The following is a 12,507-nucleotide window of genomic DNA, read 5'->3' on the forward strand; positions in this document are numbered from 1 at the left end:
GTTACAGAAGGCAGAATCTGTCGGAATCCGACAACGCCAGGAAGCCCAATAACAATGAACACGCTGTTGCGACACCTCTTCACGGCCGCCACGCTTTCCGCAGCATTGCTCACACCGGGCATGGCCAGCGCACAGGATAAAGTTCCCCGCGAAGGCATGACCTACGTCGGCATTCTGGCCACCGGCCTCAACCACCGGTCTGTAGGCCAGAACACCCTCGAAACAGCCTGGTCAACCACAGGATCCATGGTGCTTGGAACACATATTTCCGAGTATTTTCACGTGGAGATCCGCGCAGGTGCGGGTACCACCACCGCCGAAATCGACAACGAACTGGAATTGGACATCGAGTACTTCGCCAGTTGGTACATCGGCGGCCATTACCCGATCACCGATTACGCCAACGCCTATGCCCAGTTCGGGTTTTCCCACGTTCAGGGGGTAGCCACTCTGACTCAGCTGGGCAAGGCCCGGGAAGCCGATCCTGACGATGACTCGCCCTACGCCTCAATCGCGGACGAATATCCGGACAGTTCCTTCAGCGTGAGCTGGCTGCTTGGCCTGGATTTCGAGGTTATCGATAATGGTTTCATCGTCCTGGAAGGTGGCCGGTTATTTGAAGACACCGAAACCGGCGCGAACACCTTCCAGTTCTCAACCGGTTTTAAATACGAGTTCTGACCTGCCAGCACCGGTGAATTCGAGCATTGCGCTGAAAATCCCGGTCCAGGGTGTCCCGGGTCACTTCTTCAATGGCGAACTCCTCTTCCAGGCTCTCATCCAGCTTGAAGCGCCGGAAGTTGGTCGAGAAAATCAGCAGGCCCTCTGAGGTCAGCCGCTGCATCGCCTGGCGTATCAACCTGCCATGGTCTTTCTGAATATCCAGTACCCCGGCCATGCGGGCGGAATTCGAGAAGGTGGGCGGGTCCATAAAAATCAGGTCAAAACGCTGATCGCTGGTTGGCTTGCCCGCCAGCCACGCCAGGCAATCCGCCTGCTCCACCCGGTGATGGGATGCATCGGCACCGTTAAGCGCGAGATTCTCCTGAGCCCAGTTCACATAGGTTTTCGACATGTCCAGGCTCAGTGAACGGGTCGCGCCGCCGACCGCTGCGTGCACGGTGGCCGCTCCGGTATAACAGAAAAGATTCAGGAACCGCTTGCCCGCAGCATTCTGCTGAATCCAGTTGCGTACTGGTCGATGGTCCAGGAACAGGCCCGTATCCAGATAATCCTTGAGGTTCACCTTCAGAACACAACCATGTTCGTGAACGTTGAAAAACTCTCCGCTGGCTGCCTGCTTTTCGTACTGGCTGGTACCTGTCTGCCGCTGTCGTTGCTTGCAGACCATGTCTTCCCGCTCGACACCGATGGCGTCAGGAATCACCGCCAGAGCCTCGGTCAACCGTTCCCGTGCGGAACGCTCGTCGACTGACTTGGGAGCAGCGTACTCCTGAACGTGGACACGACCCTCGTAGACATCAATAGCGAGTGCAAACTCGGGCATATCGGCGTCATACAGGCGGTAACAGCCGATACCCTGCTTGCGGGCCCACTGGCCGACGGTCTTCATATTTTTCTTCAGGCGATTGCGCAGCATCGCAGCGCGCTCTTCATTGGCGATGCGAAGCGTCACCTCGCCAGGTACATCGGGCTCCCGCGGTGTCATGGCGCTGGCGTCATCCACGTTGAACAACAGCAACTGCGCCGGCAACTTGCCGTTGTAGAGTCGGTACTGCTTGTAGCTGCGAAGGCCTATGGATTTGCCGTACTCGGGCGCACCGGTGAATACGCCAAACCGCCAGCCCGGCAACGCTTCCTTAACGGCTTCACCCAGGCTGCGATAAAGACCACCCAGCTCCTTGCGTTCGCTCAGGCGCTCGCCGTAGGGAGGGTTAACCAGCACCAGGCCAGTCTCAGCCCAGGCCTCTTCGCGGCTGAACTGGTCAACTCCTTGCTGCTTGATGGTTACGATGCCTTCCAGGCCAGCCCGTTGCAGGTTGTTCCCTGCGGTTTGTATCACCCCTCGATCCTGGTCAAAGCCCAGGAAGGCAGGAACGCGCCCCTCAATGCCCTGCTTGCCTGTATAGGCGCGCTTCTCGGCTTCCTGGCGCAGTGACAACCACAGGTCCGGCTGGTGGCCCAGCCAACGCTCAAAACCGAAACGTTCGCGCTTGCGGCCGGGCGCCAGATCCAGAGCCATCATGGCAGCCTCAATCACCAGCGTGCCGGAACCACACATAGGGTCGATGAAATCGCCGCCGGCTTTCGCCAGTTCCGGCCAACCGCATCTCGTCAGCAGAGCCGCCGCCAGATTTTCCTTCAGTGGCGCTGCCCCCTTTTCCGTGCGGTAGCCCCGCTTATGGAGGCTGTCGCCGCTCAGGTCGATGCCTACCGACAGTTTGCCGCGATTCAGGCGTGCGGATACCGTTACATCCGGGTTTTTGGCGTCCACGGAAGGCCGCTGACCACTGGCACTGCGCAGACGGTCCACAATGCCATCCTTCACTCGCTGGGCACCATATTGCGTGTTTCGGATGGCTTCGTTCTGACCGACAAAGTTGACGCGAAAACTGCCATTCATCGGAATATGCTGCTGCCACTCCAGATCCGTCACACCCCCCAGCATCTGGTCACCGGAGGTGGCATCCACGTCCGCCAGATGAAGGATGACCCGGTTTGCGAGCCTCGACCACAGGCAGGCACGATAGCCACTTTCAAGGGTGCCGTTGGCCCAGACACCTGCCGGTGCGTTCCGGACCGGGTCCATGCCGAAGGTACGCAGTTCGTCCTCCAGCAAATACTCCAGGCCCTTGGGGCAGGTTACGAAAAAGTTAAGGTCTGACACGTTCGACTCCTGAGTCGTTTCTACGATGGCTAAGGTCGTGGGATTAGCGCATTTTCCGAGGTTTTCACTGGCTTGTTATGTCACACAACTATAAGAGAAGCTTCATATAGATGAAATAAATAGTGTACAAGGGCGCTGGCTTAGTCTTACCTTGTAGGTGACGCGTCGTTCCGGGGAGCCAACAAAGGGCTCTCTGTTAACAGGATCCTGACTGCTCTGGCCATACCTGACAATAGTGGGTTACCCCGGAAGGGTTGCCCCAAGTCTCGGCCACGGCAGATGTGTACACGCTTGTTCTGTTAATCCATCAGTGAGGAACGGCATGAAAAGACAGAAAAGAGATATGTACGCTCGTGCATTCAAACGGGGTTACCTGGCCGGCGTGTCCGGTAAAGCAAAAGACAGTTGCCCGTTGGAACAGCCGGAAGTTCGCCAGGAATGGCTCAACGGGTGGCGAGAAGGCCGCACAGATCAATGGGAGGGCATGACCGGCGTATCCGGCATCCACAGACTGGCAAACGTAACGGCATAACGTTGTTTGTCAGCACCCCGAATCTTTAATCTGATCTTTCAACAACACACAATTTGGCGCAGTACCCAGAGCAACCCAAACGGGTCCTCCCGACCCGTACCATGCGATGAAACGCCACGGGGTTTATTCCCCGCACGGGCCCGCTAAGCGGGCCCACTTTATTTCTGGCCTCACTTCCTGGCACACCTCATGGCACACCGTTCTCACCACCGCATCAAGTCAGACGCCGAATCGCGTCGACCGACTCCCGGATCAGCGCCGGACCGCGATAGATAAAACCGGTATAAATCTGCACTAACTTTGCGCCGGCACGAATTTTCTCAGCCGCGCTGTCACCGTCGGTAATGCCGCCTACCCCGATAATCGGTAACGACTCTCCCAGTTCCGCATACAGAGCCTGAATCACCCGGGTGGAAGACGCCTTTACCGGCGCCCCGCTGAGCCCCCCAGCTTCTTCCGCGTACCGATGCCCGGCAACGGCCTCGCGGCTGATGGTGGTATTGGTGGCTATGACACCGTCCAGCCCCGACTCTTTCAGAGCGTTGGCCACAAAGCGCACTCCGTCGTCGTCCATATCCGGGGCAATCTTCACCGCCAACGGCACGTAGCGCCCATGTTCCTTCTCACAACGTGCCTGCTCCTCCTTGATGGCGTGCATCAGGCCCTTTAGAGAGTCGCCAAACTGAAGATCCCGCAGGCCGGGCGTATTGGGGGATGATACGTTCACCGTGATGTAGTCAGCGCGGGAATACACCGCCGCGATACCTTTGCGATAATCTGACTCGGATTCCTCGTTGGGTGTGGCCTTGTTCTTGCCGACATTGATACCCAGTACGCCGGCGTAACGACGCTTGTCCACCTGATCCAGCAGGTGCTCAAGGCCATGATTGTTAAAACCCATCCGATTGATAATGGCGCTGTGCTCAGGGAGCCGGAACATTCTCGGCTTCGGGTTGCCGGGCTGAGCCAGAGGCGTGACAGTGCCTACTTCGATAAACCCAAATCCCAATGCGCCCAGGGCATCCAGATGATCAGCGTTCTTGTCGAGCCCTGCAGCCAGCCCAACGGGATTGGGAAACTCCAGGCCCATCACCTTGGTTGGCAGCGGCTCCGGCTTGCTGACGAGCGCCTGGAGCAACCCGAGCTTTCCTGCCATATCGAGCCCCGACAACGTCAGGTTATGAGCAGTCTCCGGTGGCAGCCGGAACAGCAGTTCGCGCATAATGCCATACATACACAATCTCCCTGATCGAGAACGATGCGGAGTATACCGGAAGTTTTCCACAGCATCGCCCTACACCTTAAATATGACGGCTAAATGTCTGTAGCGTTAAGCTCTTGTGACCTTTTCCACGGAATCTGTGGATAACCCTGTTGAAAATCGCGGGGCAACGCGGCCGAACCCTTGATATTCGCGCCAGCCTACAGATTGATCATTTTTTGATCAGTTTATTTATTTATAAATATCAAATAGTTACGGAGCCTTTTCTGTCACGGCAGGCAGTTCGGTCACAGAATGTTACGTCATTCAGCGATTACGCCCATGTGCATAAAACATACAGTGGCAGGTTCGTTATACTGACGATCAGGCCCACGGAGAACCTCAATGACGGACCAGCAGACCTTTTCCTCCCAAGAACACAAGGGACTTCCCCAGGAGCGCAGGGCAGCATCGCGTGTAACCGTTATCGGAATGCTACTGGATGGTGTACTGGGCATTCTCAAGGTCATCGCCGGAACGCTGTTTCATTCCCAGGCGCTGTTGGTGGATGGCATTCATTCCTTTACGGATGTCGCATCGGACCTGGTCGTACTGGGCGTCATGCGGGTGTCCCGTCAAGCGCCAGACCAGGACCATCCTTATGGCCACCAACGCATAGAAACCATGGGCACCATGGTGCTCGGCAGCATCCTCATTGCCGTTGGCGCGGCCCTGGCCTGGGATAACACCCTGCGACTGCTTGATGGCGGCGCTGTGAACATTCCCGAATGGCCGGTGTTGGTGGCAGCCGTCATCTCCATTGCCAGCAAGGAATGGATCTATCGCTACACGCGTCGGGTTGGCATAGCGATCCGTTCTGACCTGATCATCGCCAATGCCTGGCACAGCCGCACTGATGCCCTCTCCTCCGTGGTGGTGCTCTTCTCGACCATCGGCGCCATGCTGGGCTATCTGTGGCTGGACATTCTCGCGGCAGTGATTATCTCCGGGATCATCATTCACATCGGTTGGCGCTTCACCCGCGACAGCGTGAAAGAACTCGTCGATACAGGCCTGTCCCCGGAAGATACCGAAGCACTGAAACACATCGCCAGTAAGACCGACGGCGTGCGCAACGTGCATGAACTTCGCAGCCGACGCATGGGGCATGACATCCTGCTGGATGTGCACCTTGTGGTGTCGCCGGAGATCAGTGTCTCCGAAGGGCATCAGATAGGAATGCAGGTGGTAAAAGCCATGCGCAATGCCCTGGACAACATTCTCGACATCAATTTCCACATTGATGCCGAGAACGACGAAATCCACCCCCAGACCTCCGAGCAACTGCCCGCCCGAGCGGAAATCCGCGAGGTACTTCACCAACACATAGAAAACCTGCCGTCCAACAACCGGCTACGGCTTCATTACCTCCGCAACCGGGTCCATATGGAACTGTTTATGGAGATTCCTGAGTCTGAGGCACTTCCCGACGCCCGTCAGATCAGCGAGGACCTTGGCCGCTACGCGTGGTTCGGCAGCCTCAGGATATGGCACGCCCATACCGAGAACTGACAGGGCGTCTAGCGACGCCGCTTTTCCTCCATGCGGGACAGGAACTCCTGCATGATCAGGGTGTATAACTCCCCTCCCAGGAAGCGATCCTCAACCCCGGCATCAATGCTGGGGTTGTCGTTTACCTCAATGACTGCCACTCGGTTACCAGACTGTTTGATGTCCACACCGTAAAGGCCATTGCCGATCAGACGTGTGGCGTTGAGCGCTGCCTGGATGACGTTCCGGGGCACCTCGTACGTCGGCATGGTATCGAAACCACCGCTGTCCACTTCCGCGCCACCGTGCTGGTAGATTTGCCAGTGTCCCTCCACCATGTAGTATTTACAGGCATAGATGGCCCGGCCGCCAAGCACCCCGATACGCCAGTCATAATCGGTGTAAAGGTACTCCTGGGCCAGTACCAATGCCGACTGTTTGAACAGCTCTTTCAGGCCCGCCCGCAGCGTTTTTTCATCCTCCGCCTTGGTGACTCCCCGTGAAAAGGCGCCGTCAGGAATCTTGATAACGGCAGGAAAGCCCAGATCACGAATCACCTGTTCAGCGCTGTCTTTCTGATCTTTCGACAGAATCAGGGTTTTTGGTGTCGGGATCTTGTTGTTCTTCAACAGATCCGCCAGATAGACCTTGTTGGTACAACGCAGGATCGACACCGGGTCGTCGATCACCACCATGCCCTCGGCCTCGGCCTTGCGGGCGAAACGATAGGTGTGATGATCGATGGCAGTAGTCTCGCGAATAAACAGGCCGTCGTATTCCGGCAGCCGCATATAATCACGGCGGCCGATCTGCTCCACGTTAATCCCCAGCTTACGGCCAGCCTTCTCGAATTTCTCCAGCGCCTCTTTGTCGCTGGGAGGCATTTCCTCGTCCTCGTTGACCAGCATCGCAAGATCAAACCGATAACGACGGCGGGTACGGGGTTTGCGCCAGACCATGCTGCTGAAACGGTCAAACGCCGCCGCGAATGCATCCTGTTCTTTCCCTTTCAGGTCGGCGGGACAGCCTGGCTTCATGGACGCTATCTGCCAGGTTTTGCCACGGCGGAACACCACGTCCAGAACCGGGCACGGGAAACGATCAAACAACGCGCGTGCAACCGGCTTCAAATCCCCATGTTCCGCCTGCCCGAAGTACGTGCGGACACGCACTTCCCGCGTGGCGTGGTTATTGTCACCGGCGGGCTCGATCTCAGCCCCGGCTTCCTCAAGCCAATTGATCACGCTCGCATCCAGTTCATCCAACTGCAGCGAGAACAGCCCTTTGCGGCTGAGGTCGTTGAGCGTCATCACAGACGGCACCACATGATGGCCACGAGCCTCAGCCAGTAGTGAACAGTAATAGCCACGACTGAGGTACCGGGCGCTCTGGCACAGGTTGATCACCCGCACCCGACTGGAAGTGGGCGCGGAGAACTGTAGATACTGATCAAAAGTCAGCACGTCTTCACTGGGGTAATACGGTGCCCAGTCCTTGGCGCGGTCAACAACAATCAACAATCGTGACATCAGTGGCATTCCTCCATGAAGGCAGTGCCGGAAGCTTGGGGAACACAGGCCCACCATGCGTCGACGGTGCCTGTACAATCTCGCAACAATACGCCGGAACGCTTTAGCCTACAATTAGCACGAAATGCGTGCTTTTACGCATGATTGCATGCTATCGGCAACGTCAGCACTCACTCATAATAGCCGTCAAAGCTGAATCCGGCGAAGCCGCCACATTTGAGTTATCCAGAGTTCTTTCACTATGACATCACTCGCTTTTCGTCACGCCACAAGCGATGACCTGGACGCACTGGTAAAGCTGGAGAACCGCTGCTTCGCTGAAGACCGGATCTCACGGCGCAGCTTCCGGCGCTTCCTGGATATGCCGCGGGATCGCCTGATTGTCGCGTTGGCCGGCGACGAACTTGTGGGCTACTGCCTGGTGTTGATGAGCGCGGCCACCCGGCTGGCGAGAATCTATTCCATCGCGGTGTCGCCAGCCGAACGCGGCCGCAATATCGGCGAGCAATTGGTGCGTGAGGCAGAAGCTGCGGCGGTCGACGCCGGCCGCATTGTGATGAGACTCGAAGTGCGGGAAGACAATTCCCCGGCGATACGGCTCTACCAACGCCTGGGCTATCGCCAGTTCGGCACCTATCGGGACTACTACGAAGACCACGGCACCGCACTGCGCTTCGAGCGTCGTATCCTGTTCTACGAACCTTCGCGGGAATTTCCGGCGGTACCCTATTACCCCCAGACCACAGAATTCTCCTGCGGCCCGGCAGCCCTGATCATGGCCATGGCGGCCCTGGATGAACAGCAGCCAATGACCACCCTGGAAGAACTGAAACTCTGGCGTGAGGCCACCACCATCTTTATGCTCGCCGGCCACGGCGGCTGCGGCCCCCACGGCCTGGCACTGGCGGCCTGGCACCGCGGGTTCCACGCCAGCGCCTACATCAGCAAAGAAGGCGCCCTATTCAAGGATACGGTTCGCAACGACGACAAAAAGCGGGTTCTGGAGCTGGTGCACGAAGGCTTTCTCTACGACATCGGCCAGACCGGCATCGAACTCCATCACGACCCGCTCACCCTGGATGGCATGGAGGCTGCGCTCCACGATGGCCGCGTGCCGGTGATCCTGATCAGCACCTGGCAACTGAATCGCAGCCGCGTGCCCCACTGGGTGACGGTGTGTGCGATGGATGATCAGTTTGTATACCTGCACGACCCGGAAATTGACACGGACGTTGGTGAGACCGTCGCTGACAAGCAATACCTGCCGGTAGACCGCCGGGTGTTCGACCGCATGTCCCGTTACGGCAAGAACCAACCGTTGCAGGCAGCGGTCATAGTAGGACCAAGACGTTAGCCAGTCCGCAAGGCAGCCTCTTTAAGCTCGGAAATATCATCCCGTAACCGCGCAGCCGTCTCGAAGTCCAGATCCGCAGCGGCCTTGTACATATCGTCCTCCAGGCGGGTGATCTCCTTGAGAACCTCTTCCGGAGAGCGGTTACCCGCCTTGGCACGGTACTTCTCTGCCTCCTCGGCGGCCTTCTCGCCCGGACGCTCGGCCTTACGGCGACCGCGACCACCGCCACCACCGGCGCCTTCCATGATATCCGCGATCTTCTTGTTCAGACCCTGCGGCGTGATGCCATGCTCCTCGTTATGGGCCGCCTGCTTCGTTCGGCGGCGTTCGGTTTCGTCGATCGCCCGCTGCATGGAACCGGTGATCCGATCGCCATAGAGAATCGCCTTGCCGTGGAGGTTACGCGCAGCCCGCCCAATGGTCTGGATCAGCGAACGTTCCGAACGCAGGAAACCTTCCTTGTCGGCATCCAGGATAGCCACCAACGATACTTCTGGCATATCCAGACCTTCCCGCAGCAGGTTGATGCCTACCAGTACGTCAAACTCGCCCCGGCGCAGGTCACGGATGATCTCAACACGCTCTACGGTATCGATGTCCGAATGCAGGTAACGCACACGGATATCATGCTCCATCAGGAAGTCTGTCAGATCTTCGGCCATACGCTTGGTGAGCGTGGTCACCAGAACCCGCTCGTTGACGTCAGTGCGCAAGCGGATTTCCGAGAGCAGATCGTCCACCTGGGTAGAGGCCGGGCGAACTTCGATTTCCGGGTCCAGCAGGCCGGTTGGCCGCACCACCTGTTCAACCACCTGCCCTGCATGCTCGGCTTCGTAGTTGCCGGGGGTGGCGGAGACGAACAGCATCTGCGGCGCAATCCGTTCCCATTCATCAAAGCGCATGGGCCGGTTATCCAGCGCAGAAGGCAGTCGGAAGCCGTACTCCACGAGAGTTTCCTTACGGGACCGGTCGCCCTTGTACATGGCGCCGATCTGGGGAATGGTGACATGGGATTCGTCCACCACCAGCATCGCATTGGCTGGCAGATAATCGAACAGCGTCGGAGGCGCCTCGCCCGGCTGGCGACCAGACAAGTACCGGGAGTAGTTCTCGATGCCGTTGCAGTAGCCCAACTCCAACATCATTTCGATGTCGTAGCGGGTGCGCTCTTCCAGACGCTGCGCTTCCACCAGGCGATTGTTGTCCCTGAGTTGCTGCAGGCGCTCATCCAGCTCGACCTTAATGCGCTCAACGGCATCCAGCACTTTCTGCCTTGGCGTGACATAGTGGGATTTCGGATAAATGGTGACACGGGGCACACGCCGGAGAACCTCACCGGTCAAGGGATCAAAGTAACTGAGGTTTTCCACCTCGTCATCGAACAACTCAATGCGGATGGCTTCTTTCTCGGATTCTGCCGGAAACACATCGATCACATCTCCCCGCACCCGATAATTGGCCCGGTGGAATTCGACATCGTTGCGGGTGTACTGCAGCTCGGCGAGGCGCCGGAGGATGTGACGCTGGTCGATCTGGTCACCCCGGTCCAGGTGCAACATCATTTTCAGGTAGGACTGGGGATCACCCAGGCCGTAAATGGAGGATACGGTGGCAACGATGATGGCATCCGGCCGCTCCAGCAGGGCCTTGGTCGCCGACAGACGCATCTGCTCTATATGTTCGTTGATGGAGGCGTCTTTCTCGATAAAAGTATCGGAAGATGGCACATAGGCTTCCGGCTGATAGTAGTCGTAATAGGAAACGAAATACTCCACCGCGTTGTCCGGGAAGAACTCACGAAACTCGCCGTACAACTGGGCTGCCAGGGTTTTGTTGTGGGCCATGATGATAGTCGGCCGCTGCACCTGCTGAATGACGTTGGCAATGGTAAAGGTCTTGCCCGAGCCGGTCACACCCAGGAGCGTCTGGTGGGCCAGGCCGGAGTGGATACCGTCCACCAGCCCATCAATGGCTTTGGGCTGATCCCCAGCTGGCTGAAACGGGGAATCCACCTTGAAGGCGCCGTCTTTCATGAGCGCGCCGGTTTCTGAAGTGGCCATAGTCTGGAGACATCCTTCGTTCAATCAAAAGTGATCTGGGCAACGCATTGCACCGCGAATATCAAAAGGTGCAATCTGCAGAGAAACTTATCGTCACGCGGGCTTCATGATACCATCTGAATCGTCAAAGGCGGCCTGAACATGGTGGAAACCACTACCCCGACGCCGCCGGAGCCCTATCAGACGCAGCTTTAAGGAGCGCAAGTTTGGACCTTCAACTTTCCAGCCGAGTACAGGCAATCAAGCCCTCTCCCACCCTCGCAGTCACCAACAAGGCAGCGGAACTTCGCGCTGCTGGCCAGGACATTATCGGCCTGGGTGCCGGCGAGCCGGACTTCGATACCCCGGATCACATCAAACAGGCGGCCATCGAAGCCATCAACAACGGCCAGACCAAGTACACCGCCGTGGATGGTACGCCCGCACTGAAAAAGGCGATCATTGCGAAGTTCAAACGGGACAACGGCCTGGAATACGAAGCCAACCAGATCTTGGTAAGTGGTGGTGGCAAGCAGAGCTTTTTCAACCTCGCGCTGGCCACACTGAACAAGGGCGACGAAGCCATTATTCCAGCGCCGTACTGGGTATCTTACCCGGATATGGTACTGGTGGCTGAAGGCAAACCGGTTATCATCGAAACCAGCGCCGACACCCGCTTCAAGATCACCCCGGAGCAGCTGGAAAACGCCATCACCGAGCGCACCCGCCTGTTCGTGATCAACAGCCCGTCCAACCCAAGTGGCATGGCTTACAGCCTGGACGAGCTGAAGGCCATTGGCGAAGTGCTGAAGAAGCACCCGCAGATCATGATCGCCACAGACGACATGTACGAGCCGATCCTGTGGACCGGTCAGCCGTTCTGCAACATCCTGAACGCCACGCCGGAGCTGTACGATCGCACTTTCGTGCTCAATGGCGTGTCCAAGGCCTACTCGATGACCGGCTGGCGCATCGGCTACGCCGCTGGCCCGGCAAAAATCATCGGCGCGATGAAGAAGATCCAGTCCCAAAGCACGTCCAACCCGGCATCGATTTCCCAGGCGGCCGCAACGGCAGCGCTGGACGGTCCTCAGGCCTGCGTGCAGGAAATGGTCACGGCGTTCAAAGAACGTCACGACTACCTGGTAGAAGCCCTGAATGCCCTGCCGGGCGTTGAATGCCTGCACGGTGACGGGACCTTCTATGTCTTCCCGAGTTTCCAGGCGGCCATTGACGCAGACTCGGGTGTCAGTAACGACGTAGAGTTTGCCGAGAAGCTGTTGAAGGAAGCCGGCGTGGCTCTGGTGCCGGGCTCCGCTTTCGGTGCACCGGGCCATATGCGCCTGAGCTTCGCCACTAGCCTGGATACGCTGAAGCAGGCCATTGAGCGTTTGCAGAAAGCGCTGGGCTAAAAATCCTGGCAAGGGGTTGACGAGGCGTTGGGGTAACCTTA

9 protein-coding genes are annotated in these 12,507 nt (G+C 57.8%); 5 read left to right on the top strand and 4 right to left on the bottom strand.

Features of this window, described 5'->3' with window-relative positions; genetic code table 11:
- Positions 1–54 precede the first annotated feature (54 nt).
- A complete protein-coding gene (locus SIC19_RS01070; protein WP_127401020.1) occupies positions 55–681 on the top strand; it encodes an outer membrane beta-barrel protein in 627 nt (208 codons plus the stop codon).
- Here the strand turns inward: SIC19_RS01070 and rlmKL are convergent.
- Positions 665–2,848 carry a bifunctional 23S rRNA (guanine(2069)-N(7))-methyltransferase RlmK/23S rRNA (guanine(2445)-N(2))-methyltransferase RlmL gene (gene rlmKL / locus SIC19_RS01075; RefSeq protein ID WP_127401018.1) on the bottom strand — a complete coding sequence of 728 codons (2,184 nt, stop codon included), beginning with the start codon at positions 2,846–2,848 and terminating at the stop codon, positions 665–667. The two genes, SIC19_RS01070 and rlmKL, sit on opposite strands and share 17 nt — an antisense overlap.
- Positions 2,849–3,170: 322 nt before the next feature.
- On the opposite strand from rlmKL, the gene rmf reads away from it, so the two are divergent.
- On the top strand, positions 3,171–3,380 hold the full coding sequence (rmf, locus tag SIC19_RS01080; protein WP_040474610.1) for a ribosome modulation factor: 210 nt from the start codon (positions 3,171–3,173) through the stop codon (positions 3,378–3,380).
- A gap of 214 nt (positions 3,381–3,594) precedes the next feature.
- On the opposite strand, the gene SIC19_RS01085 is transcribed toward rmf, so the two are convergent.
- Positions 3,595–4,614, bottom strand: coding sequence for a quinone-dependent dihydroorotate dehydrogenase (locus tag SIC19_RS01085; RefSeq protein WP_041333094.1), 1,020 nt, complete (start codon positions 4,612–4,614; stop codon positions 3,595–3,597).
- A 372-nt stretch (positions 4,615–4,986) separates the two neighbouring features.
- Here SIC19_RS01085 and SIC19_RS01090 point away from each other — a divergent pair, with 372 nt between their 5' ends.
- Positions 4,987–6,153, top strand: coding sequence for a cation diffusion facilitator family transporter (locus SIC19_RS01090; RefSeq protein ID WP_127401016.1), 1,167 nt, complete (start codon positions 4,987–4,989; stop codon positions 6,151–6,153).
- 8 nt (positions 6,154–6,161) lie between these two features.
- On the opposite strand, the gene SIC19_RS01095 is transcribed toward SIC19_RS01090, so the two are convergent.
- Positions 6,162–7,661 (bottom strand): RimK family protein, encoded by a 1,500-nt coding sequence (locus SIC19_RS01095; RefSeq protein WP_041333093.1) that lies wholly within the window; start codon positions 7,659–7,661, stop codon positions 6,162–6,164.
- Positions 7,662–7,902: 241 nt separating this feature from the next.
- Here SIC19_RS01095 and SIC19_RS01100 point away from each other — a divergent pair, with 241 nt between their 5' ends.
- Positions 7,903–9,015 carry a GNAT family N-acetyltransferase/peptidase C39 family protein gene (locus SIC19_RS01100; RefSeq protein WP_127401014.1) on the top strand — a complete coding sequence of 371 codons (1,113 nt, stop codon included), beginning with the start codon at positions 7,903–7,905 and terminating at the stop codon, positions 9,013–9,015.
- Here the strand turns inward: SIC19_RS01100 and uvrB are convergent.
- Positions 9,012–11,048, bottom strand: coding sequence for an excinuclease ABC subunit UvrB (gene uvrB / locus SIC19_RS01105; RefSeq protein WP_227517948.1), 2,037 nt, complete (start codon positions 11,046–11,048; stop codon positions 9,012–9,014). The two genes, SIC19_RS01100 and uvrB, sit on opposite strands and share 4 nt — an antisense overlap.
- A 233-nt stretch (positions 11,049–11,281) precedes the next feature.
- Between uvrB and SIC19_RS01110 the strand changes: the two genes are divergently transcribed.
- On the top strand, positions 11,282–12,466 hold the full coding sequence (locus SIC19_RS01110; RefSeq protein ID WP_127401012.1) for a pyridoxal phosphate-dependent aminotransferase: 1,185 nt from the start codon (positions 11,282–11,284) through the stop codon (positions 12,464–12,466).
- Positions 12,467–12,507: the final 41 nt, after the last annotated feature.

The organism is Marinobacter sp. MIT930201, assembly GCF_047122665.1.
GTDB classification, from domain to species: Bacteria; Pseudomonadota; Gammaproteobacteria; order Pseudomonadales; family Oleiphilaceae; genus Marinobacter; species Marinobacter salarius.